This is a genomic window from Actinomadura madurae (genome assembly GCF_900115095.1).
In the GTDB taxonomy this organism is placed as follows: Bacteria; Actinomycetota; Actinomycetes; order Streptosporangiales; family Streptosporangiaceae; genus Spirillospora; species Spirillospora madurae.
On record NZ_FOVH01000011.1, the window covers coordinates 162,144 to 185,291 of the forward strand.

24 protein-coding genes are annotated in these 23,148 nt (G+C 69.5%); 13 read left to right on the top strand and 11 right to left on the bottom strand.

Going from position 1 to position 23,148, the window contains the following annotated elements; genetic code table 11:
- Window positions 1-14 precede the first annotated feature (14 nt).
- The 5 genes from BM339_RS28490 (at window position 15) to BM339_RS28510 (ending at window position 5,601) form a co-directional block, all read left to right on the top strand.
- Complete coding sequence (locus tag BM339_RS28490; protein ID WP_075022830.1) at window positions 15-2,621, top strand: CaiB/BaiF CoA transferase family protein; 2,607 nt, start codon at window positions 15-17, stop codon at window positions 2,619-2,621.
- Window positions 2,618-3,559 carry an LLM class flavin-dependent oxidoreductase gene (locus BM339_RS28495; protein WP_075022831.1) on the top strand — a complete coding sequence of 314 codons (942 nt, stop codon included), beginning with the start codon at window positions 2,618-2,620 and terminating at the stop codon, window positions 3,557-3,559. The genes BM339_RS28490 and BM339_RS28495 overlap by 4 nt, the downstream gene beginning before the upstream one ends.
- Before the next feature lie 39 nt (window positions 3,560-3,598).
- Window positions 3,599-4,297, top strand: coding sequence for a dioxygenase family protein (locus BM339_RS28500; protein ID WP_021591753.1), 699 nt, complete (start codon window positions 3,599-3,601; stop codon window positions 4,295-4,297).
- Between the two features lies 1 nt (window position 4,298).
- Window positions 4,299-4,838: a peptidase associated/transthyretin-like domain-containing protein gene (locus BM339_RS28505; protein ID WP_075022832.1), complete on the top strand. Its 540-nt coding sequence runs from the start codon at window positions 4,299-4,301 to the stop codon at window positions 4,836-4,838.
- Between the two features lie 70 nt (window positions 4,839-4,908).
- The gene (locus BM339_RS28510; RefSeq protein WP_075022833.1) at window positions 4,909-5,601 is read left to right on the top strand and encodes a hypothetical protein; all 693 of its coding nucleotides are present in this window, start codon (window positions 4,909-4,911) and stop codon (window positions 5,599-5,601) included.
- Between the two features lie 105 nt (window positions 5,602-5,706).
- Here the strand turns inward: BM339_RS28510 and BM339_RS28515 are convergent, their stop codons facing one another.
- Complete coding sequence (locus tag BM339_RS28515; protein WP_083598013.1) at window positions 5,707-6,105, bottom strand: ATP-binding protein; 399 nt, start codon at window positions 6,103-6,105, stop codon at window positions 5,707-5,709.
- A gap of 138 nt (window positions 6,106-6,243) precedes the next feature.
- Here BM339_RS28515 and BM339_RS28520 point away from each other — a divergent pair, with 138 nt between their 5' ends.
- On the top strand, window positions 6,244-7,053 hold the full coding sequence (locus tag BM339_RS28520) for a helix-turn-helix domain-containing protein (RefSeq protein WP_075022834.1): 810 nt from the start codon (window positions 6,244-6,246) through the stop codon (window positions 7,051-7,053).
- A complete protein-coding gene (locus tag BM339_RS28525; protein ID WP_075022835.1) occupies window positions 7,044-7,244 on the top strand; it encodes a DUF397 domain-containing protein in 201 nt (66 codons plus the stop codon). The genes BM339_RS28520 and BM339_RS28525 overlap by 10 nt, the downstream gene beginning before the upstream one ends.
- Window positions 7,245-7,532: 288 nt before the next feature.
- On the opposite strand, the gene BM339_RS28530 is transcribed toward BM339_RS28525, so the two are convergent.
- A complete protein-coding gene (locus BM339_RS28530; protein ID WP_075022836.1) occupies window positions 7,533-9,029 on the bottom strand; it encodes a peptide deformylase in 1,497 nt (498 codons plus the stop codon).
- Window positions 9,030-9,282: 253 nt separating this feature from the next.
- Here BM339_RS28530 and BM339_RS28535 point away from each other — a divergent pair, with 253 nt between their 5' ends.
- A complete protein-coding gene (locus tag BM339_RS28535) occupies window positions 9,283-10,398 on the top strand; it encodes a methyltransferase domain-containing protein (protein WP_083598060.1) in 1,116 nt (371 codons plus the stop codon).
- A gap of 251 nt (window positions 10,399-10,649) precedes the next feature.
- Here the strand turns inward: BM339_RS28535 and BM339_RS28540 are convergent, their stop codons facing one another.
- Both BM339_RS28540 and BM339_RS28545 read right to left on the bottom strand, forming a co-directional pair.
- Complete coding sequence (locus tag BM339_RS28540; protein WP_075022838.1) at window positions 10,650-12,086, bottom strand: MFS transporter; 1,437 nt, start codon at window positions 12,084-12,086, stop codon at window positions 10,650-10,652.
- Window positions 12,083-12,832: an SDR family NAD(P)-dependent oxidoreductase gene (locus BM339_RS28545; RefSeq protein ID WP_075022839.1), complete on the bottom strand. Its 750-nt coding sequence runs from the start codon at window positions 12,830-12,832 to the stop codon at window positions 12,083-12,085. Before BM339_RS28545 ends, BM339_RS28540 begins: the two co-directional genes overlap by 4 nt.
- 70 nt (window positions 12,833-12,902) lie before the next feature.
- Here BM339_RS28545 and BM339_RS28550 point away from each other — a divergent pair, with 70 nt between their 5' ends.
- From BM339_RS28550 to BM339_RS28565, 4 genes are all read left to right on the top strand, one after another.
- The gene (locus BM339_RS28550; RefSeq protein ID WP_075022840.1) at window positions 12,903-13,823 is read left to right on the top strand and encodes a LysR substrate-binding domain-containing protein; all 921 of its coding nucleotides are present in this window, start codon (window positions 12,903-12,905) and stop codon (window positions 13,821-13,823) included.
- A 67-nt stretch (window positions 13,824-13,890) separates the two neighbouring features.
- Window positions 13,891-14,538, top strand: a complete 648-nt coding sequence (locus tag BM339_RS28555; protein ID WP_075022841.1) for a class I SAM-dependent methyltransferase — start codon at window positions 13,891-13,893, stop codon at window positions 14,536-14,538.
- Window positions 14,539-14,838: 300 nt separating this feature from the next.
- Window positions 14,839-15,387: a hypothetical protein gene (locus BM339_RS28560; protein ID WP_075022842.1), complete on the top strand. Its 549-nt coding sequence runs from the start codon at window positions 14,839-14,841 to the stop codon at window positions 15,385-15,387.
- A complete protein-coding gene (locus BM339_RS28565; RefSeq protein ID WP_021591764.1) occupies window positions 15,384-15,749 on the top strand; it encodes a GntR family transcriptional regulator in 366 nt (121 codons plus the stop codon). The genes BM339_RS28560 and BM339_RS28565 overlap by 4 nt, the downstream gene beginning before the upstream one ends.
- A gap of 25 nt (window positions 15,750-15,774) precedes the next feature.
- Here BM339_RS28565 and BM339_RS28570 read toward each other — a convergent pair whose 3' ends face one another.
- Genes BM339_RS28570 through BM339_RS28595 form a run of 6 tightly spaced genes read right to left on the bottom strand, consistent with a single transcriptional unit; the run spans window position 15,775 to window position 21,564 of the window.
- Entirely contained in the window at window positions 15,775-16,824 is a 1,050-nt protein-coding gene (locus BM339_RS28570; RefSeq protein WP_256255490.1) for an LLM class flavin-dependent oxidoreductase, read from the bottom strand.
- Window positions 16,825-16,856: 32 nt separating this feature from the next.
- Window positions 16,857-17,924, bottom strand: coding sequence for a branched-chain amino acid ABC transporter permease (locus BM339_RS28575; protein ID WP_075022843.1), 1,068 nt, complete (start codon window positions 17,922-17,924; stop codon window positions 16,857-16,859).
- A 2-nt stretch (window positions 17,925-17,926) separates the two neighbouring features.
- Window positions 17,927-18,814: a branched-chain amino acid ABC transporter permease gene (locus BM339_RS28580; protein ID WP_021591767.1), complete on the bottom strand. Its 888-nt coding sequence runs from the start codon at window positions 18,812-18,814 to the stop codon at window positions 17,927-17,929.
- Window positions 18,815-18,827: 13 nt separating this feature from the next.
- Complete coding sequence (locus BM339_RS28585) at window positions 18,828-19,577, bottom strand: ABC transporter ATP-binding protein (RefSeq protein ID WP_024934776.1); 750 nt, start codon at window positions 19,575-19,577, stop codon at window positions 18,828-18,830.
- Window positions 19,574-20,359: an ABC transporter ATP-binding protein gene (locus BM339_RS28590; RefSeq protein ID WP_021591769.1), complete on the bottom strand. Its 786-nt coding sequence runs from the start codon at window positions 20,357-20,359 to the stop codon at window positions 19,574-19,576. Before BM339_RS28590 ends, BM339_RS28585 begins: the two co-directional genes overlap by 4 nt.
- Entirely contained in the window at window positions 20,359-21,564 is a 1,206-nt protein-coding gene (locus tag BM339_RS28595; protein ID WP_021591770.1) for a substrate-binding domain-containing protein, read from the bottom strand. Before BM339_RS28595 ends, BM339_RS28590 begins: the two co-directional genes overlap by 1 nt.
- 286 nt (window positions 21,565-21,850) lie before the next feature.
- Between BM339_RS28595 and BM339_RS28600 the strand changes: the two genes are divergently transcribed.
- A complete protein-coding gene (locus BM339_RS28600) occupies window positions 21,851-22,633 on the top strand; it encodes an SDR family NAD(P)-dependent oxidoreductase (RefSeq protein ID WP_177287798.1) in 783 nt (260 codons plus the stop codon).
- A gap of 22 nt (window positions 22,634-22,655) precedes the next feature.
- Here BM339_RS28600 and BM339_RS28605 read toward each other — a convergent pair whose 3' ends face one another.
- Complete coding sequence (locus BM339_RS28605; protein WP_161790996.1) at window positions 22,656-23,093, bottom strand: nuclear transport factor 2 family protein; 438 nt, start codon at window positions 23,091-23,093, stop codon at window positions 22,656-22,658.
- Window positions 23,094-23,148: the final 55 nt, after the last annotated feature.

The window sequence follows — 23,148 nt, forward strand, 5'->3', positions numbered from 1 at the left end:
AGGACACCGGTCTGATGAGCACCACCAACCAGGTCGCCGCCCGGCCGTTCCTGGACGGGATCCGCGTCCTGGAACTGGCGAACGAACTCGGCGAATACTGCGGGAAGCTGCTCGCGGGGCTGGGCGCCGACGTGGTCAAGGTCGAGCCGCCAGAGGGTGAGGAGACCCGCCGGTACGGCCCGTTCCACCACGACGTGCCGGACCCCGACCGCAGCCTCTGCTTCTGGCACTTCAACCTCGGCAAGCGGTCGATCGTGCTCGACCTCGACAGCGCGCAGGGAAGGGCGGAGTTCGCCGGGTTGGCGGAGACCGCGGATGTGATCATCGACAGCCGTCCCCGCGGCTACCTGGACGAGCGGGGCATCGGATACGAGCGGCTGCGCGAGTCCAATCCGGCGCTGATCCACGTCCGTATCAGCCCCTTCGGGGACACCGGGCCCTGGGCCGGCCATGTGGGCAGCGATCTGGTCCACCTCGCCCTTGGCGGGGTCATGATGAACTGCGGATACGATCCCGATCCGTCCGGTTGCTACGACACACCGCCGGTCGCACCCCAGATGTGGCAGTCGTACCAGATAGCCGGTGAGATGGCCGTCATGTCGGTGCTCGGGGCGCTCACTTACCGGCTGCGCACCGGCAGGGGCCAGACCCTCGACACCAGTGTCCACCAGGCCGTGAGCGCCAACACCGAACTGGACACACCGGACTGGGTGCTGTTGCGCATGGAGCACCACCGCCTGACCGGCCGCCACTCGATGCCCGACTCGACCGTGCCCTCCCTGGCGATCACCAAGGACGGCCGCTATGTGATGCCGTACCGGACCTATCTCAAGAGCTTCGGTACCGACTGGGACGCCAACCTCCGGGTCCTGCGCAAGTACGGCATGCAGGCCGACCTCGACGACCCCGAGTACCGCGACGAGGACTTCCGTCTGCAGCCGATGACGGCGATGCACATCAACGACGTCACCGACACGCTGGTCGGGCGCCTGAGATACGACCGGGAGATCTGGCGCGACGCCCAGGCGGAGGGCCTGCCGTGGGCGCCGATCCGCCGCCCGGAGGAGAACGTCGACGACGACCACTGGCAGGCCAGGGACACCTTCTTCGCCGTCCACCACCCGGAGCTCGGCGAAACCTTCACCTACGTCGGGGCCAAATGGTTCTGTCCCGAGGTGCCCTGGCACCGCGGCCCGCGACCTCCGCTGCTCGGCGAGCACACCGCGACAGTGCCGGCCGAGTGGCGCGCCGCGCGGCCCGAGCGCCGGCGAGCCGTGCGGCCACCGCGCGAAAGCCGATCCCGGGACGCCGCACCATCCTCGGTGAGCAGGCACGGCAAACCGTTCGCGCTGTCCGGTGTCCGGGTCATCGACCTGAGCTGGATGCTCGCGAGCGCCGGCGCCGGCCGGTTCCTCGCCGCGATGGGCGCCGACGTCATCAAGGTCGAGCACGCGTCGCGCTGGGACAGCATGCGATTCGGGTACGGCATGTGCCCGCCGGGAGGCCGCGCCGAGCGCGACGCGGCGACCGGCCCCATCACCGCCCCCGAGGTCACCGACCCCGATCGCTGCGGGCACTTCATGGACGTCAACGCCGGCAAGCGCGGCATCTCCCTCAACCTCAAGCATCCGCGGGGCAAGGAGGTGCTCGAAGAGCTCATCCGCGAAGCGGACATGATCGTCGAGGGCTTCTCGCCGGGCACGATGGAGCGGATGGGCCTCGGCTACGAACGGCTCAAGGAGCTCAACCCCTCGATCGTCTACGTCCAGCAGTCCGGTTTCGGGCAGCACGGCACCTACGGCGCGGCGCGCGCGTTCGGCCCCACCGCCCAGGGCTACTCGGGCCTCACCGAGATGTCCGGGCTGCCGTCTCCGTTCCCCCCGGCCGGGATCGGCTACTCCTACCTCGACTGGTTCGGCGCCTACAACATGGCCAACGCGATGCTCGCCGCCCTGTACCGCCGCACGGCCACCGGTCAGGGGTGCTACATCGACGCATCGCAGACGGAGGCGGGGATTTACCTGACCGGCACCGCCGTCCTCGACCACTCGGTGAACGGACGGGCCTGGTCCAGGTACGGCAACCGCTCCCCGTACAAGCCGGCCGCCCCGCACGGTGCGTACCGCACGCGAGGCGACGACCGGTGGATCGCCGTCGCGGCCTTCACCGAGGAGCACTGGACGCAGCTCATCGCCGAGCTGGGCAGCCCCGGCTGGGCGCGGGAGCCGAGGTTCGCCACGCTCCAGGACCGGCTTCGCCACCAGGATGACCTGGACAGGCTGCTCGAATCGGCGACCAGCGGCAGGGACGGGTTCGAACTGATGGCCGCGCTCCAGGCGCGGTCGGTGCCCGCCGGGGTGTGCCAGACGGCCCAGGACCGCTACGAGAGCGACCCTCAGCTACGCCATCGGAAATGGATGGTGGAGCTGGACCAGCGCGACATCGGCACCTGGCCGGTCAAGGAGAATCCCGTTTCGATGAGCGAGACGCCTTCCTATATAGGCGGTCCTTTCGACCACTCGGGGCCGAGCTACGGGCAGGACACCTACCAGGTGCTGACCACGATTCTCGGCATGGACGACGATCGCGTGCGGGAACTCCGTGAAAGCGGTGCCCTGTGACGCGGCCGGAGAACGCCCCGGCGCCCCGCCGGGTCCGGTTCGGGATGGCGGCCACCGACGTCGCGACCCTGCCGGAGACCGCCCGGTCCATCGAGGATCTCGGCTACGACTATCTGGCCGTCGGCGAGCACCTGTTCTTCCACGTGCCCACACCCAACGCACTGACCGCCCTGTCAGCGGCCGCGGTCCTCACAAGCCGGATCGAACTGCTCTCCGGCGTCCTCCAGTTGCCGCTCTATCCGGCGCCACTCCTGGCGAAGATGGGCGCTGTCATCGACGTGCTGTCCAACGGCAGGTTCAACCTGGGGGTCGGTGTCGCCGGCGAGGAACCGCGCGAGTTCGAGGCGTGCGGCATACCGGTGAACTCCCGTGGTGCGCGCTCGGACGATGCCCTGGACGTCGTGACCCGGCTGTGGACTCAGAAGTCGGTTTCCCGCGAAGGGCCGTACGGAACGCTGCGGGATGTCACGCTCGACCCCGCCCCCGTACGACGGCCGCATCCGCCGATCTGGGTGTCCGGGCGAAAGACACCGGCCATCCGGCGCGCGGCACGGTTCGCGCAGTGGTGGATGCCCTACATGTACACGCCCGAGAGGTTCGCGGCGAGCCTCACAGACCTGCGCTCGCTGAGCACGGCCGCCGGGCGCGGACCCGATGCCGTGCGCCCCGCGCTCTTCGCCTTCGTCTCCTGCCACGCCGACCGGGACCGCGCCGTCGACCAGGCGGTCCGGCGACTGAGCGCGCAGTACGACCAGGACTTCTCCCGGCTGACTGAGAAGTACGTGCTGGCCGGGAACCCCGACGACTGCGCGGCGAAGATCTCCCGGTTCGTCGAGGCGGGTGCGGAAACGGTCATCCTCGTGCCCGTCGGTGAGGAGCGCGACTTCGCGGACATGCGGGCGCTGCTGAGCGCCGAGGTGCTCCCCGCGTTCGCCTGACCCGGGCCCCGCATCCACCTCAGCGAGCAGAGGAGCCTCGTGGACACCGAGCACTTCATCGACGCCGACCCGCCCTACCTTCACCCCGAGTACAAGAACACCGTGCTGCGCGCACCGGACAGACGCCTGGTGCGGCTGCCGCGCGAATGGTTCCACCACTCGCCAGGCCCGGTCTTCGGCCGCGTTCCAGTGGCGCCGGGCGACAACGACCTGACGGCGCAGCACTCGGGCACGCCCATCGGCCACGTCATCGTCCTGTCCGGGCGTCTGCTGGACAGCGACGGCCGCGGTGTGCCCGGCGCACTGATCGAGATATGGCAGGCCAACGGCGCCGGGCGGTACGTGGACCACGCCGACCCGGGGCTGATGCCACTCGATCCGAACTTCACCGGCGCGGGACGCACGATCACCGACTCCACGGGGCGGTACGGCTTCCGGACGATCAAGCCCGCGCCCTATCCGGCCAGGTATCGGGGCATGTACCGGCCCGCGCACATCCACTTCTCGGTCTGCGGTCCGGACCTGAGCAGCCGCCTCGTCACGCAGTGCTACTTCGAGGGCGATCCGTTGCTTCGCAACGACCCGGTCGTCCGGGCGATCCCGGACCCGCGCGGCATCGACCGGCTCACCGCCAAGCTGAACTGGGACGCGACCGAACCGGGCGGGGTCGGCTCCGCCCTCGCCTACGACTGGGACATCGTCCTGCGCGGTCGCATGATGACCCCTTGGGAGCACTGACATGAGTTCCGGCCCGTCCCAGCACGCCGCCCCGGCAACCCCCACGGCACTCACCCCCTCGCAGACGATCGGCCCCCTCTACGGCTTCGCCCTGATGTTCCAGGACAGCCACATCAGCGCCGGCCCGGAAGACGCGGAGATGATCCACGTGGAGGGCTCCGTCCTCGACGGCGAAGGACGGGCCCTCACCTACCCGGACGCCATGATCGAGGCATGGCAGGGCCGACAGTGGGTGCGCGCGCGGACCGACCAGGACGGCATGTTCCGCTTCACCGTCCGCAAGCCGCAACCGCTGCGAACGGGCGACGGCCGTCTTCACGCCCCCCACCTGAACGTCGCCGTCTTCGCGGCCGGCCTGCTCAAACAGGCGATGACGCGGCTGTACTTCCCCGATGAACGACAGGCGAACGAGCAGGACCCGGTGTTGAAACGCCTGCCACCCCAGGACCGCCACCGCCTCGTGGCACAGCGCGAGAACGACGTCCTGCGATTCGACATCCACCTACAAGGAGACGACGCAGTCCCCTTCTTCGAATTCTGATCCCCGGGAGACAGGAACCATGGTCGTTCTCGGTCACGTCGTGTAAGAGCGGGCCTGCGATCATCAAAGCATGAGCGACTGGGAGCAGTTCCTCCAGGAGGTTTCTTGGTTCCTCCAACCCGGCCAGAGCGTCGTAGTGGGCGAGGCGCAGGCGTGGACGCGCGGATCGGTCGAAGACCTGCCCGAACTGTCCACACTGCTTGACTCGACGACTCTCACCCCGATCTTCGTCGGAGACACTGCGTACGAGTTGCTGGCGTGGGGACCACCGGACGGTCGACGGGGGTGGCTCTGCCATCCGCCCAAGGTTGCGGACAGCGCGTCTTTTCCGAAGGCGCACCAGAGCTTCTGGAACCTGTGCGGTGGAATCGTCGAGAGGTTCGGTGAACCCGACACCTGGTGGTGCGATCAGGACGAGGTGCTCACGGTCCAGGCGACACAGGTGCGAATCTCAGATGTCCTGGCCGACTACCTGTGGCTATGGGAAGGCGACGGCCTGACGATTCCCATCAACCCGGACGAGTACTACGCCGTGGCCGTAGAGGCGAACGGGAATCTCACGCTGGCGCATCGCGAAAACGGTCGACTCCTTCTCTTCGCACCAGACCACGCGCTCGAAGATGTCACTCCCCTAGACGGTTGCCCGCCATACTCGCTGCTCACGCTCGACAATGTGCCCGACCTCGCGACCTGGATAGAGGTATGCGCTGAGGCCTGGCGACATCGGCGACCCACGTCGCCGTGCGGATCTGCCGACGAGTAGGCGCAGTCGCGTCGAGGGGCCCAAGCCCCCACGTCCGGCGCAGGCGTAGGTCCGGCTTGCAGGTAGCGGAGGGGCGGACGGGAGGGAGCGCCCCTCCGCTGGTCTTCATGTGGGGTTGAGGACGGCGAAGACGACCTTGCCTAGGTTTCCGGCGAGCGGACGGACGCCCCAGCAGCGGGTGAACTGGTCGACGATGAACAGGCCCCGGCCCACCTCGCTGATCGTGTCGCTCTCCTGCATGTGCGGCAGGTCGCAGGTGGCGTCCTGGACCTCCATCCAGAGCGCGCCGTCCTCGGTGCGTCCGATCCGGAACGTCACGTCGTCGTCCGACGCGGACGCGTAGCGCAGGGCGTTGGTGACCAGCTCGCTGGCCACCAGGCACGGGACGAAGTCGTCCATGCCCCACCGCCCGATCACCAGCCGCACGAACCGCCGCACCTCCGCGACCACTCGAAGGTCCTGCTTCACCACCATCTCGTCCTCACACCCCGCCGCCTCGCCCACGATCCATCTCCTCACTGTGTGTGTTCTTTGACACACAGTGAGCCACCATCGCGGCTACGATGTGCCTACCGCTGTGAGGTGGCAGACACCGGTAATCCCCTCGCCGAGCTCGGCAATTTTCACCGAAAGGCAGATGCCATGCCCCCGCGACGCCAACGCCCCCGAGAGTCGCCCGCCCTCGTCGCCTTCGGACGTCAGATGCGTCGGATGAGGGAGGCCAAGGACGTCAAGCAGGAGACCATCGCTCATCTCACGAAGGTGAGCGGCCCCCAGGTCAGCCGCATCGAGAACGGGAAGAAGCGAGCCACGCGCTCATTCGTGATCGCCGTAGACGACTACCTGGAAGCGGGCGGCTCGCTCATCAGCCTGTGGGAGGACCTCAACAAGGACGGTCACCCCGTCCCGATCTGGTTCGACTGGCCTCAAGTCGAGTCGGATGCGGTGATGCTGGTGGACTGGGAGAACTCGGTGGTCCCCGGGCTGGCCCAAACACCTGCCTATGCCTTGGCAATGCTGCGCGGCAATCAGGAAGCCGTTGACGCTCGTATCGGCCGTCAGGCCGTTCTCACCAGGGACGATGGCTTAACCTCACCAACCGTCTTGTTTCTGCTCGACGAGCACGTGCTCTACAACCTCGTCGGGACGGCGCAAACGATGGAGGAGCAGCTCGAACATCTTCTCGAAGTGGGTTTGTTGCCGAACATCACGATTCAAGTAGTGTTGGGGAGTGGTGAACACGAGGGTGTCCTGGGCTCGTTCGTGGTCGCGACGATGGAAGATCGAAGCGAGGTCGCATACATCGAGGCAGCGGTTCGAGGCATCACCACGGACAACCCGACAGATCTGTCCATCCTGGCGCGAACCCTGGTCGAACTCCGTTCACGGGCGCTCACACAAGCGATGTCTCGTGAACTGATCCGAAAGGTCATCCAGGAGAAATGGACCTGAAGAACGCCAAGTGGCGCAAAAGCAGCCACAGTGGCCCCAACGGCGGCAACTGCGTCGAACTGGCGGACGCGACCGGGACGGCGGCGGACGCGGTGGCAGTGAGGGACAGCAAGGACCCCGACGGTCCCGTCCTCCTGCTGACCCGCGCGGCCCTGCGCACGGCCGTCCAGTCCGCCACCGACACGCACTGACCGTCTAGGACCAGTCAGCCCGCCTCCCTCGAGCGGGCGGCGAGTCGTTCCGTCCTCCCCCAAGCCCTGACGACCGCCGCCTCACCCTCCCCAAGCAAGAGGCCAAGCCCGTCTACCTGTCCCAGAGGGCAACCTCGGCCAAGTGGGCGCGCCCGCTGGCAAGACCAACCGCCCCGAAACCGGTCTCATGCTCTAGAAACCGCACCCCGTCGCCGTAGCGCCCACAGCCCCCACAGCGGCGGTAAGTGCGTCGGACTGGCCGCCGACTTCCATACCGATCCAGGCGAGTCAGCGGTAGGTCCAGGCTTGACCGGTACCTCGGTAGTCCTCGACGGGGATCGGGTGGACGCCCTCACGCATCCGGTCAATGTAGAGCTGTCCGTACAGGTGGTCGATCTCGTGCCCGGCCAGACGCGCGAGTGCGGCATTCAGGACGGCAACCACCTGCCGTCCGTCCAGCCGAATGTGGGCGACTTCCAACCTGAGCGGACGGGGCACCAGGCCGCGGACGTCGAAGAAGCTCAGGCAGCCTTCATACTGCTCGTCGGTTTCGGCTGATGCGCTGATTACGCGGGGGTTGAGCAGCACAAGCGGTTCGGCGTCCGGGTCGGGCGGGGCGATGACGGCGGCGGCGCGGTCGATGCCGATCTGGGGGGCGGCCAAGCCCATGCCCTTGCCGAACACGTGGTGTTCGCGGACCCGCTGCATCGCGGCGAACAACTGGTCGATGACGTCGTTGGCCTCACCGGACTCGGCGGGCAGATCGAACGGGCGCGCGGTGGTGGCCAGGATCGGTTCGCCGCGCTGGACGATGCCGGCGGCCCTCATCCGGTCGCTGGCCGTGCGCAATTGGGGACGGTGTTGCTCGATGTCGTCGTCGCGAGTCCGGAACCGCCATTCCAGCCGGTAGCGGGCGCCCATCGGCGGATCCTGGGTGGCCCAGGAGAACACCAGCCGGTCCCCACCCTCGGTGCGGGTGATGGGAGTGCGCAGCGGGACGGCCTCTGCGGTGGTGGAGGTCTCAGTTCCCCACACCACCGGATCCAGCCCGGCAGGGAACACCAGCTCGACCGACAGGCGCCGAGTCGGCAGGCGGACCGCGCGCTGGAACCACGGGCCCCACCGCCCGTCTTCGACCTGGTAGCCGTACTCGATGGTCGAGTGCTGACCCGGGTAGAGGGGGAAGCGTCCGCGGTCGTTCTCCAGGCACAGCCATGCCTCTTTGAAGGAGTCGCGGTCTTGCTTGGAACGCCAGCGCATGGGTTCGCCGTCGCAGGACGCGGTCAGCGCGAGTTCGTCCCAGGTGAGCGGCCTGGCCCGGTACAGCGCGTTGGACCGGTCAGGGCGGCCGGGGTAGCGGTCGACGCTGATGCGGATCAAGTAGCGAGTGACCGGTTCGGTGCCGCCGTTGAACAGACGGCGCCGCTGCACCGGCCGGTACACCGTCCCGTCGTACTCCAGACGGGCATGGTCCTCCTCCACCACGAGGCCGTCGGCATCGCTCGCACCGGCGCCGGCGGCTCGGAGCGGCCCGTCTGTCCGCCACGCCTGCCACAGTGCACCGCCGGCACTGAGCACGCTGTCGGCCTTCCGGGCGAAGTCCTCGCTGGCCGGGTGACGTCCCGCCTCCACGTGGCTGACGTAAGAGGGGTCGAAGCCCATCTCGGCGGCCAGCCTCTTCTTCGACATCGTCCGCTGTTCGCGCCACCGGGTCAGGGCCGCGCCGAACGAAATTCCTTTGGCGGACGAGGACTCCGGCCTGTCGGCGGGCTGCTGGGAGGCCATGTCCCGATCCTCTCTCGATTCCGGGATGAGGGTGTGAATGAACCGTGAATGAGGTCCCGTCAGCGCGGCCTCACCGACTGTATCGGGGTCTCCTCATCTGTGAGAACAACTTCGAGGAGATGCAGCACCATGGGTAAGCACGAGGACCCCGCCGAGAAAAACGGCCATAAACCGGACAAGCCCATTCCGCCGCCGAACAAGGACGACAAGGGCGACGGCAAGCGGGGGAAGTGATCGACTGATGGGAGGCGTCATGCAGCACGTCGAGGCGCTGATCGAGCGGCTGACCGCCGCCGGGTGGCTGACGCAGAACCGCGTCAGGACAGCGCTGCATGACGTCCCTCGGCACGTGTTCGCGCCACCGGTCGCCTGGACCGGCGACGGCGACCGGGTGAGCGAGGAGGCCGACCCCGAAGGTTGGCTTGAACTGGTCTACGGCGACGACGCGATCATCACCCAACTCGACGACGGCACGACCGATCTCACGACCGGCGCGGGCCGCTTCACCTCGTCACTGTCCGCGTCGAGCACCGTCGTGTCCCTTCTGGAGTCGCTGGACGTCGAGCCGGGGCACCGCGTGCTGGACGTGGGCACCGGTACCGGCTGGACGGCGGCGCTTCTGTCGCGTCTGGTCGGCTCGGCGAACGTCACCAGCGTGGAGGTCGATCCCGCGGTGTCGGCGCAGGCGTCCGCCAATCTCAAGAGCACGGGCCATGCGCCTCGGCTCGTCGTGGGGGACGGCGCTCACGGTTGGGCGGAGGGAGCACCCTACGACCGAGTGCACGTCACGTGCGCGGTCGCCCGCGTGCCGTATGCGTGGGTGGAGCAGACCCGCCCCGGCGGGGTGATCGTGACGCCCTACGCCCCAGGGTTCGGGTCCAGCCACGAACTACGGCTCGTGGTGATGCCGGACGGTACTGCCGTGGGCCGGTTCACCGGCTACGCCTCCTACATGATGCTCCGGGCGCAGCGTCACCCCGAATGGGACGCCTCCGACCGGCATGGAGACCGGTCCACGACCGATATCGACCCCCGGACCATCGGCTATGCCCCGGCGGGCGCCGACCTGGCGATGGGAGCCGCGCTACCGGGTGTATGCGTCAGGGGCGCACACGACGGCGCCGCCTACACGCTGCGCCTGTGGAGCGCGGACGCGTGGGCCGAAGCTCACTACGAACCGGGCCGCGACTCTTTCGATGTCGAACAGGGCGGTGACCGGCCCCTGTGGGATCTGGCGGTGTCGGCCTACTTCGACTGGATCGTCCATCGCAGCCCCGGCCGCGACCGCTTCGGCCTGACCGTGTCACCCGCTGGCGACCGCGTCTGGCTGGACCATCCGGTGAGCGTGGAACGTCAACCTGGTCGTTGAAGACGTCGCGGTCGGCGACGGGGGGAGGAAACCGTTGAGCCGCTCCCGCGTGCTGTGCTGCCGCCTCAGCATGTGGTCGCCCGCGACGATGAGGTCGATGCGGGGCAGCGACGCCGCCAGTTCAAGGAAGAGCCGCTCGGGGCTGATCAAGCGGCGGCCCCGCAGGTTGCTCCACTACACCGGTGACGGCATCCCGCGGGCCCTTGTTGTTCGGGTGGGTCTCGCGGGTGGTGGCTGTCGGCGGTAGGCCGCTACTTCGGCGTGGTCGGATGGTGGTCGGGTCTGGCGGAGCTTGGAGTCTTCTGTTGGTGGACGGTTGGAGCGGTGAGGCGGGTTGTGGCCGCGGTGGTTATTGCGGCTGCTACTGCTACTAGTGCGCCTAGGCGTAGGCCGTTTGCGTAGCTTGAGGCCAGTGCTTGCGGCAGGGTTGAAGTGACGGCGGTGGCGCTGACTAGCGTGGCGACGCCTACGGCGATTCCGAGTTGTTGAGAGGCGTTCAGCAGGCCGGACGCGCGGCCCTCTTCCGCGGGGGCGAGGCCGGTGGTGCCGGCGATCGTGGCGCCGACGAACGCGGTGCCGAGCCCGAGTCCGAACAGCAGCAGGGCCGGAAGCACGTCCCGGACGTAGGAGCCGTTGACCGGCAGGTTTCCGAGGAGCGCCTGGGCTGCGGCGACCAGGAGTAGGCCGGTCACGACGAGGGCTCGGGCTGGGATCCGGGCCGCGAGCCGGGCCGCGAGCACGGTTCCGGCGAGGGCGAGGAATGCGCTCGGTGCGATCGCGAGGCCGGTCGCCGTCGGTCCGAGGCCCATGATCCGCTGCAGGTACAGGACGAGGAAGAAGCCCTGGCTGCCGACGACCGCCATGAGCGAGGCGATCGCGATGGCGGCGACCGGCAAGGGGCCGCGGGTGAGCGTCGGCAGCGGGACGAGCGGGTCAGGTGAGCGTGCCTCGACGACGCAGAACGTCAGGAGGAGCACTGCGGCGCACGTGAGCAGGGCCATCGTGCCGGGCTCGGTCCAGCCGCCGGTCTGGCCTCGGGTCAGGGCGAACAGCAGCGTCGATGTTCCCAAGGTCGCGGTGGCCGCGCCGGGGACGTCCAGACGGCCGGCAGGCCTGGACGGCGTGGTCGGCAGTAGACGGAGGGCGAGCGCGGCCGCGGCGGTTCCCGGTGGGACGTTGATCGCGAATATGAGGTGCCAGCCGGCGAGATCGGTGAGCAGCCCGCCGAGGATCAGGCCCGCCGCCGCACCGGAGGCGCCGAGGGCGGCCCAGACGCCCAGGACCCGGTTGCGCCCGGGTCCCTCCGGATAGAGGTCCAGCAGCAGGGCGAACGCCGCGGCGGAAGCGAACGCCGCTCCGGCTCCCTGCACGGACCGGCCGGCGAGCAGCACCGGCATCGTGCCGGCCACCGCGCACAGCAGCGAGGCGGCGGTGAACGTCGTCGCGCCCGCGACGAAGATCCGGCGTCCCCCGGCGAGGTCGGTGGCTCGGCCGGCGAACAGCAGCAGACCGCCGAAGGCCGCCGCGTACAGGGAGAGCACGTACTGCAAGGTGTGTTCGTCGGTGGCCAGGTCGACACGGATGGCGTCCAACGCCACTGTCGTGATTGTGCTGTCGAGCACGACCATGAACTGGACGACGCACAGCACCGCGACCGCGGCCCGGCGCCCGGCGGCGGTGGCGGTCACGCCGTCAAGCCGCCGTCGAGGGGGACGATTACTCCGTTCAGGTAGTCGGCGGCGGGGCCGGCCAGGAAGGTCACTACGGCGGCGACGTCCGCTGCGGTGGCCAGCCGGTTGGCCGGGATCGTCGGCAGGACGTCGCGCTCGATGTCGAGGGCTGCCTGCGCCGGTGCGGACATCGGGCCGTCGACGACGATGCCGGGGTTGACCGCGTTGACCCGTACGCCGTCCGAGCCGTGCTCCAGCGCCCAGGTGCGGGTCAGGTTGTCCAGTGCGGCTTTCGAGCTGTTGTAGATCGCCGCGCCCCAGTAGGTCTTGATCGTGCCGATCGTGCTGACGTTGACGACTCGCCCGGCTCCAGAGGCGATGAGCCCTGGTAGCGCGGCCTGGGTCAGGAAGAACGCGGCCTTGTAGTTGAGGGCGACGATGCGGTCGAAAGCCTCCTCGGTGCCCTGGATCGCCGGGCCGTTGGCGTACGTGGCGGCGTTGTTGACCAGGATGTCGAGGCGCCCGAAGCGTTCCATGGTGGCGTCGACGATGCGGTGGTGCGTGCCGTGGTCGGTCAGGTCCGCGGCAAGGGACATTGCGCGAGGCAGGTCCTTGGCGACGGCCTCGCCGGCTTCGGCTCGGCGGCCGACGACGGTGACCGCTGCCCCGGCTGCGGCGAGGGTACGGGCGATGACGGCGCCGATACCTCCGGTCGCGCCGGTGACGATCGCGACCTTGCCGTCCAGGTGAGGTGTGGAGTCCATGCGATCGACCGTAGGAAGGAGAGTTCATAAGATCAAAGACGAGTTCGGGATGACTTGATAATGTGAATGCATGAAGTTCGACCTGCGGCACCTGGAGTCGTTCGTCGCGGTCGCCGAAGAGTTGCACTTCGGTCGTGCTGCGGCCCGTCTGCACCTGGCCCAGCCGGCGCTCTCTCAGCAGATTCTGCGCCTTGAGGCGGCCCTCGGGGTCGATCTGCTGGTGCGCGAGCGACGGCGCACGGCGCTCAGCGACGTCGGCCGGCTCTTCTTGGTGGAGGCGCGGCGCACGCTGGAACAGGCGAGAGTGGCGGAATCGGTGGCTGAGCGCGCGCGGCGCGGGGAGGTGGGCCGGCTTCGCGTCGGGTATCACCCGACCGCCTCGTCCCAGCTGTTCCTCACCGCGCTGTCCGCCTTCGAGCGGGCCGTCCCGGACGTGGAGCTGAGCCTGCGGGAGCTGCCCATGGGCGTCTTGGGCGAGCCGCTCCACGACGACACGGTCGACGTCGCGTTTCTCAGCACCTTCGGCGCGATCGATTGCGAACGGGGAGAGCTGCGGATGCGGATCCTGGCGAGAGAGTGTTTCCTCCTCGCCGCGCCAACGGGGCACGCGTTGGCGACGCAGGACGACGTCGCGCTGCGCGACGTCGTAGGCGAGACGCTCGTCATGCTGGGCCGTGACGTCTGCGCCTTCTGGCACGACGACCTGCTGGCGATGTGCGGAAGGGGCGGCTACACCCCTGAGTCGGTCCGGTATGCCGGCGAGCTCGGCACGCAGCTCACGCTGGTGGCGGCCGGACTCGGAGTGGCCCTGGTGCAGGAGACCAGCAGGATGGTGCGCACCGACGGCATCGACTACGTCCCCGTCCGAGACGCGAACCAACCGGTGATCTCCGCGGCGATATGGCGGGCCAACGATACGTCGCCTGCGCTTGCCCGCTTCCTGGACCTGCTCCCTGAAGTCACTCCAGGACAGCCCGACCACACTCGTTGAGACAATCTGCCGCATACGGGGGCATAGGCACCTGTAGAGGCTCCGTCGGAGGGGCTACGGTCCTGGGATGACCTGGTTGTCGGATACCCAGAAGTCCTACGACGCCCTGGCGGCCGGCTATGCCGACGAGACCCGCGACCTGCTCGACAGGCTGCTGCACGTGCGGGCGGGGGTGGTGCTGTTCTCCGACCTGGTCCGCGCGATCGGTGGCGGGCCCGTCGCCGACGTGGGCTGCGGGCCGGGGCACACCACCGCCCTGCTGCGGGAGATGGACGCGGACGCGTTCGGCATCGACCTGTCACCCGCGATGATCGAGATCGCCCGCCGCGAGCACCCCGGCGCGCGGTTCGAGGTCGGGTCGATGACCGACCTCGACGTCGCCGACGGCTCTCTGGCGGGTGTGATCGCGTGGTGGTCGCTGATCTACATCCCGGACGATGCGGTGCCGGGCGTCCTCGGACAGTTCCACCGGGTCCTCCGGCCGGACGGGGTGCTTGCCCTGGGATTCCACGTCGGTAACGAGTCGAAGCTTGAGACGACCGGAGACGGCGACCAGTCCGTACAGACGTACGTCCACCATCGCCGACCGTCCCGCGTGGCCGACTGGGTCCGCGAGGCGGGCTTCACCGTGGAGGCCCAGCACCTACTCAGCCCGGACAATCCGAAGCCGGGCGCGATCCTCTTCGCACGCAGGCCTTCGGCGGCCCCGCACTGACCGAGCTTGACTTTGTCGCATGCTATGACTCATCTTATTAAGACAAAGCTTGCGACATTGAGAGGTGCGGCATGCGCCAGGCGGATGACACGGAGGCCGTGCAGTGGCTGGCCCGGCACGGCCTGGCCGACGCCGAACCCTCCCCACTCCTCGTGACGCGGCTGGCGGTGCGGCGGCGCGCCAGGGCCATCGACAGCATCCTGCTGGCCGCGTTCCTGCTCGGCGCGGCGCTCACGCACGTGTTGGCGCTGCCCGGACGTCCTGCCCTCCTGGCTGCCGCTGCTGGCGCTGACGGCGCTGGTGGCCGCTCTGCTCATGGCGCAGTGGCAGCTCGGACGCTGGGTGCGGCGCGCCGACCGGCGGGACGGCGCGCGGCTGTCCCGGCGGGTGGCCCACCCGGTCGCGCTCAGCTGGCCGGAGGTGCTGGGCCGGCCGTATGCCGTCTTCACGGCCGCCACCTTCGCGGGCGCGCTGCTGCTCGCGGTCAGCGTGCTGCCGGTCTCGGACCCCACCTTGCGGTACGGTGCGATCATCGTGCTGATCAGCCTCGCCGGCGTCGGCGCCGGCCTCCTCGCGCAGCTGCGCCATGTGCTGGCGAGCCCGGCCGTGGCGGAGGACGAGGCGTCGCTCACGGCCGATGTCATCATGCGGGTCGAGGACGCCCGCGCCCTCGTCACACCCAGCCTGGTGTGGTCGCTGCCGGCCATATTCCTGTACGGGGAATCGCTGGGCTGGTGGAACGCGGTCGCGGTGGGGCTCGTGGTGGTGGGCGTCGTCGCGCTCGCCCTGATCCATCACCGGACCACCGGTGTCGCGGCGGCGGCACGGCGCGCCATGGACACTCGATGATCGTCATCGACGGGGCCTCGCCGGTGCCGCCGTACGAGCAGCTCCGGGCCCAGCTCGCGGGGCAGATCCAGGATCGCACCCTCGCCGTCGGGGCGAGGCTGCCGACGATCCGCCGGCTGGCGGCCGATCTCGGCCTCGCCGTGAACACCGTCGGCCGGGCCTACCGGGAGCTGGAGGAGGCCGGGCTGATCGAGACCCGCGGGCGGGCCGGCTCGTTCGTCTCCGCCGCCGGGGAGCAGGCCCGCGAACAGGCTCAGCGCGCCGCCCGGGACTACGCGGCGATCATCGCCAGGGTCGGCATCGACCCCGCCGAGGCGATCCGGATCGTCGAGGCGGCGCTGGGCCAGGCCGCACGTCCATGACGGCCGCTCCCGCACCGCGCCATCGTCAGCGCCAGCCGAGTTCGGGGGCCACGTGGGTGAGGATGTCTTCCAGGACGTGCGCGTTGTAGTCGACGCCCAGCTGGTTGGGGACGGTGAGCAGTAGCGTGTCCGCGGCCTGGATGGCCTCGTCGCCTGCCAGCTGCTTCACCAGGACGTCCGGCTCTGCCGCGTATGAGCGGCCGAAGATCGCCCTGGTGTTCTCGTCGATCATTCCGATCTGGTCGTCCGAGTCGGCGTTCCGGCCGAAGTAGGCGCGGTCCAGGTCGGTGGTCAGGGCGAAGACGCTGCGGCTGACCGACACGCGCGGCTCGCGCTGGTGTCCGGCGTCCTTCCAGGCCTGCCGGTAGGCCTCGATCTGCTTGCGCTGCTGAACGTGCAGCGGCTCGCCGGTCTCGTCGTTCTTGAGCGTGGAGCTTTGCAGGTTCATGCCGAGCTCGGCCGCCCACACGCCGGTGGCGTTGGAGCCGGAGCCCCACCAGATGCGGTCGCGCAGGCCCTCGGAATGCGGCTCGGGGCGCAGCAGCCCCGGGGGATTGGGGAACATCGGCCGCGGATTCGGCTGGGCGAAGCCTTTGCCCCGCAGCACCGTGAGCAGCACCTCGGTGTGCTTGCGCGCCATGTCGGCATCGGTGTCGCCCTCGGACGGCTCGTACCCGAAGTACCGCCACCCGTCGATGACCTGTTCCGGTGATCCCCGGCTGATGCCCAGTTGCAGCCGTCCGCCGGAGATCAGGTCGGCGGCCCCGGCGGTCTCGGCGAAGTACATCGGGTTCTCGTAACGCATGTCGATGACGCCGGTGCCGATCTCGATGCGCGAGGTCTTCGCGCCGATCGCGGAGAGCAGCGGGAAGGGAGAGGCCAGCTGCCTGGCGAAATGGTGGACGCGGAAGTAGGCGCCGTCGGCGCCCAGTTCCTCCGCGGCCACGGCGAGATCGATCGACTGGAGCAGCGCGTCCGCCGCCGACCGGGTTCGGGAGCCGGCGCCGTCACTCCAGTGGCCGAACGAGAGAAAGCCGATCTTCTTCACACCGACACCAACCATCTCGGCGTCCATGAGATTCCAGCCTGGACGGTCCTGAGCCCGGTTCAGACACCTGGGTCCGTGTTTCCTACCAGGACGCCCTTTCGGGGTTGGGGGGCGTCGACCGGGTCGTCGTTCTTGGGACGGAACAGCGACGCCAGGCCGCCCGGGAGGAAGAGGATCACCAGGACGAAGACGGTGCCGAGGATGAAGTCCGGCTGGCTCATGGGTGCCTGGATGACCTTCGGGAGCGCGCTCACCGCATCCGAGTCGGCGACCGCGGTGAGTCTCTCGTTCAGGTAGGTGTAGACGAGGCCGCCCACCACGGCGCCCCAGATCACTCCGCGGCCCCCCAGCACGACCATCAGGACGAGCGACAGGGAGTACCCCAGGACCACGATGCTCGGATTGGCGCCGCCCATGACGATGGAGTAGACGGCCCCACAGACGCCCGCGAGGGTGCAGGCGATGGTGCCCGAGGCCAGCTGGCAGGCGTAGACGTTGTAGCCGAGTACGCCGGTCCGCAGGGGGTTCTCGCGTATCGCCTGCCAGATGTGGCCCGCCTCGGTGCGGACGGCGAACGCCACCACCGCGTACACCGCGACGAGCAGGGCCAGCGCGAGCCAGTAGGCGTTGCGCGTGTTCGCGATGCCGACGAAGGGGGCGGGCAGGACGTCCAGGCCGTAGGTGACGCCGACCTCCCCGCCGCTGCGGAGGAAGCCGCGCTCGACCGCGATCGCGAGCGCCTGGGCCAGGGCGAGCGTCGCCATGCTGAAACCGATGCCGGTGAGCCGCAGGGATGCGGCGTTGCCGACGAGGGCGACCATGAAGGTGAGCAGCATGGCCAGCGGCAGGCCCAGCGTGAACCCGAGGCCGCTGATGTTGCTGAGGATCACCGTGGAGTAGCAGCCGAACCCGAAGTACAGCGCGTGCCCGAAGGACAGCAGGCCGGTGTAGCCGAACATCAGGTCGAGCGTGATCGCGGTCGCGGCGGCCACGAACATCAGCGCGAGAAGTTGCAGGCTGCCGGTGCTGTTGACCGCGCCCGGCAGGAGCCCGCCGAAGCTCAGGGCGGAGTACGGCGCGAGGGCCAGCAGTACGACGACCGCCACCAGTACGAGTGCACGAACCATCGTCACACCAGCCGATCCTTCTGGCCCAGGAGTCCCTGGGGCCGCACCAACAGGGTCAGTACCAGCAGCGCCACGACGAGGATGTCGCCCACACCGTTCTGGACGTAGTAGTTGGCCAGCGACTGGGCGAGGCCGAGGACCACCGCCGCGATCAGCGCGCCCTGGACGGAGCCGAGCCCGCCGATGATCAGCACGATGAAGGCGAAGATGAGCATCTGGTCGCCGAGGAACGGCGAGACGCCGCCGTAGTAGGAGCCGGCCAGCGCCCCGCCGAGTCCGGCGAGCATCCCGCCGGCGGTGAAGACCGCCGTGAACGACCGCTTGACGTCGATGCCGAGCGCCGACACCATCTCCGCGTTCTCGACACCGGCCCGGATGATGAGGCCGTAGCGGGTGCGCGACAGGCACGCCTGGATGACGACCATGGTGACGGCGGCGGCCCCGATGAGCAGGAACCGGGTGTTGGGGATCGGCGCGCCCGCGACGTTCGTCGTCGAGGCGACCCAGCCCGGCTGCGGGATCATGTGCTCGTCCGGGCCCCAGATCGCGGCGAGCAGGGCGACCAGGGCGAGCCCGAGGCCGGCGGTCGCCAGGAGCTGTTCGAGCACCTTGCCCTTCAGCGGGCGGATGATGGTGAGCTCGGTGACCAGGGCGAGGACGCCGGCGGCCACGCTGGACACCAGGACCGCGACGAGCAGGCGCCAGAGGGACGGGGTCTCCGCGTTCCGGAGCACCGTCCAGGAGGCGAAGGCCGCGACGGTGAGGAAGGCGCCGTGCGCGAAGCTCAGGACCCGCATGAGTCCGAAGATGAGGGAGAGGCCGCTGGCCAGCAGGAAGTACAGGGCGCCCAGCCCGAGGCCGGAGAGCGCGATGAGGGTGAAGGTGTCCACGGTCCGGATCCCTTCAGGACTCGCCGACGCCGAGGTAGCGGCGCATGGATGCTTCGTCCGCCAGGATCTCGGCGGCGGGTCCCTGGGTGGCGACCCTGCCCTCGGACAGCACGACGACCGTGTCCGAGAGGCGGCGGGCCGCGGCGAGGCTCTGCTCGACCAGGAGGATGCTCGCGGAGGACGCCACGCGCGCCAGGGTGTCCACGACCTCGCGGACCAGGCGCGGCGCCAGCCCCTTCGTCGGTTCGTCGATGAGGAGGAGCAGGCTGTCGTTCAGCAGGGCGCGCCCGAGGGAGAGCATCTGCTGCTGGCCTCCGGACAGGGTGCCGGCCCGCTGTCCCGCCCGCTTCCTCAGCTCCGGGAAGAGCTCGAAGACGCGGTCGTAGTCCGGCGTCGTGCCGCGCCGCTCGGCGAGGCGCAGGTTCTCCGCGATGGTGAGCCCGTGGAAGACGTCGCGGTCCTCGGGGACGTAGCTCACCCCGAGCCGGGCGATCTCATGGGTCTCCAGGCCGCCGAGGTCGCGGCCGTCCAGCCGGATGGTGCCGGTGCGCCGCATCAGGCCGAGGATCGAGCGGAGTGTGGAGGTCTTCCCGACGCCGTTGCGGCCCAGGATGGTCGTGACCTGCCCCGCGGGGACGTCGAAGCTGACGCCGTTCAGGATGTGCGAACGGCCGATGTAGGCGTGGACGTCGGTGAGCGTCATCAGGGCACGGCTGTCCGCGGACGTGCCCTCGGCTTCGGACAGCACTCGGGACGCGTTCACAGCGGCTCCCCCATGTAGACGGTCTGCACGATCTCGCTGGCGATGATCTCCTCCGGAGAGCCGCACGCGACCAGCGCTCCGTGGTGCATCACCGCGATCCGGTCGGCGAGGTCGAGCACCACGTTCATGTGGTGCTCGATCATCACGATCGTCTTGGCCTGCGTCCGGTGGACCCGCTGGACCAGGTCCACCAGGCCGCGCACGTCGTCGATGTTGACGCCGGCCATGGGCTCGTCCAGGAGGATGACCTCGCTTCCCTGGGCGAGGACCGTCGCCAGCTCCAGCTTCCTGCGGTCGCCGTGGGAGAGGGTCGAGGCCGGACGCCCGGCGAGCCGGTCCAGGCCCACGAGCGCGAGGGCCTCGTCCGCGCGGTCCCAGGCCTCGCCGCCCCCCGAGACGAGGGCGGCGTTGCCGAGGAAGCCGGACCTGCGCGCCCGGGCCGCGAGCCTGGCGTTCTCCCGGACGCTCCGCCCGAGGAGCAGGTTCGACGTCTGGAACGTGCGGCCGAGGCCGGCGCGCGCCCGGCGGTGCGGCGGCCGGCCGGTCACGTCCCTGCCCAGCAGGTGCACGGTTCCGGACGTGGCCCGGGTCGCCCCGCTGAGGACGTTGATCAGGCTCGTCTTGCCGGCGCCGTTGGGTCCGATCACGGCCATGAACTCGCCGCGGCCGACCTCGATGCCGACCGAGTCGAGGATGTGGTGGCCGTCGATCACGAGGTGGATGTCGCGGCCCGCGATCGCCGCCGTCCCGGCCGGGGGTGCCGTGTCGCCGCGGAGCCGCATCACGAGATCTTTTTGGCGACCGGGGACTCGACGTCCTTCGCCGAGTACGTCTTGTTCAGGTCGAGCCGCCAGGTGGCGCCGTCCTTCACCATCGTGTAGCCGAAGATGGGCTGGAGCGGGACGTGATCCTCGGCCCGGATGGTGACCGTCCCCACCGGGGTCTCGAACGTCGCGCCCGAGAGCGCCTTGTTCACGGCGCCGACCTCCAGGCCCGCCCCGGCCTTCTCGACGGCCTTCACGGTCATCTGCGCCGCGAGGTAGCCGCCCACCTGGTGGATGTCGATCGGGGTCTTGGAGCCCTTGAGCGCGTCGAGCATCGCGGTCTCGGCCTTGGTGCGGGTGGTGCCCTCGCCGTAGTAGGTGATCAGTTCGAGCTTCGGGAGGTTCGGTCCGAGGGCGGCGGCGAACTGGGCGAACTGGGGCCGCGGCGGGCCGATGGCGATGACGTGGGTGCCGTTGAACGCGCCCTGGTCGGCGAGCGCCTTGAACAGCTGGGACAGCCCTTCGCCGGCCCAGCCCACGAAGATCGCGTCGGGCTTCTGGGCCAGCGCCTTCGCCACGCCCGCCGTGAAGTCCTGCGTGTCGACGGGCAGCAGCACCGATCCGATGCTCACGCCCTTGGCCGGGGCGAGCTTCTTCAGCGAGGTCACCGCACCCTGGCCGTAGGCGTAGTCCTGGCCGAGGTACAGCAGCGACTTGTCGCCGGCCTTCGCGGCGGACTCCAGGACGGCGGTGTTGAGCTGCGGCGTCGTCGGGGAGCTGCGGAAGACGCCCGGGCCCATGCCGTCGATGTCGGCGGTGCCGGTCTGGCCGGCGATGAAGACGGCCTTGTTCTGCATCGCCAGCTGGGCGACCGGCACGACGACGGCGGAGCTCGCCGGGCCGACGATCACCTTGGCGCCGTCGCCGAGGAGCTGCTTGGCGGCGCTGAGGCCGGTGGCCGGGTTGCTGTTGTCGTTCTTCTTCTCAATCTCGATCTTGACGCCGCCGACCGTCATCGTGCCGCTGGTCGAGACCTTGAGCCCGGCGCGGTACCCCTCCTCCCAGGCGGGGCCGAAGCTGGCCAGGGCCCCGGTGTAGGAGTTGACGAGGCCCACCTTCACCGTCGTGGAGTCTCCGCCGGCGCCGGTTCCGGAGGAACACGCGCCCACCGCGGTCAGGAGGGCGGCGGCGAGCCCGGCCGCCGTGAGTGTCTTGGTTGCCATGTCTCTGTCCCTGGGTAGAAGACTCCACCGAGTCGCTTCGCCGGTCGGCCCTGACCTCTGGCTTCGTGCACAACCATCCGTTTTCCGGACTATGACATCCGTAATTCGGCACTCAACCACCCGGGCGAGCGTGACGTCAAGCACACTCGGCCAAAATCCCCCGCTCCTCGCCTTCGGTGACGGAGTGGACACGAAGGGCAACTTTTCCTCGTGGTCTCCACCTCCAATATTCCGGAGGTTATGCTCCGATAATCGGTATGAGAAGAGGGGTGGCGAGATGTCGGGCATGGCAGGCAAGGTGGTGCTGGTCACCGGCGGGGCGCGCGGCCAGGGCGCGGAGGAGGTCCGGCGGCTCGCCGCCCGCGGGGCCCACGCGATCGTCGGCGACCTGCGCGCCGAGGAGGCCGCCGCGCTGGCCGGCTCGGTCCCGGGGCCCGGCACGGCCGCCGCGATCACGCTCGACGTCGCCGCCGAGGACTCCTGGCGGCAGGCCGCCGGGGAGATCCAGGCCCGGTTCGGACGGCTGGACGGCCTGGTCAACAACGCCGGGGTGGCCGCCCCCGGCACGGTGTCCGGCACCTCCTACGAGACGTGGCGCGACGTCATGCGGGTCAACCTCGACGGGGTGTTCCTCGGCCTGAAGCACTGCTGCCCGCTCATCGCCGACAGCGGTGGCGGCGCGGTCGTCAACATCGGCAGCGGCGTCGCGCTCGTCGGCTACCACACCGCCGCCTACGCCGCCAGCAAGTGGGGCGTCCGGAGCCTCACCCACTCGGCCGCCCTGGAGTTCGCCCACCGCGGCGTGCGGGTGAACGCGGTGCATCCGGGGCTCGTCGAGACGCCCATGACCGCGTCCGACACCGCGCGGTTCGACGCCATGGTCCAGGCCACCCCCTGGGGACGCGCGGCGGACGCCGGCGAGATCGCGGAGGTCGTGCTGTTCCTGCTCAGCGACGCGGCGGGGTTCGTCACCGGCGCCGACATCCCGGTCGACGGCGGCTTCGCGTCGGGCGGGCTGGCGAAACGGATCGCCGAGAGCACCGGCGTCCTGCCCACCCCGCCCGCCTGACCGGGCGGGAAGGGTGCCCCCGTCAGGAATCCCGGTCCGGGTCGCAGAGCTCCCGGATGGCCGCCGGATCCCAGTGGAAGATCTCCATGCTCGCGATGAGCCCGTCCCGCAACTCGATGCGGTGCAGCACCGAGTTCATCATGGTCCGCCCCGTCGCGCGGGAACGGATGCGGCTGCGCATCGCCATGAACACCGTGTCGCCGCACTCGAAGGTCCGGCGGTCGCTGAAGTCCGCCTCGTCGAACACCTCGCGCAGGCGGTGCATCAGCCGCTCCACGCCCTCGCGCCCGTGCCACTCGCCGCCGTACGGCAGCGACTCGGGCTCGCGCACGACGACGTCGGGGGTGAAGCAGTTCCGGAACGCCTCGCGCGCCGCCGCGTCGTCCATCCCGCCCGCCAGGTACGCCGCCTCGGCCGCGTAGAACGCGTCCAGCCGCGAGCCCTGTCCGTCGTCCGGCATGACCATGCACCCCCTTGTCACCAAAGATTTCGGAGCATAGTATCCGAATATCGGT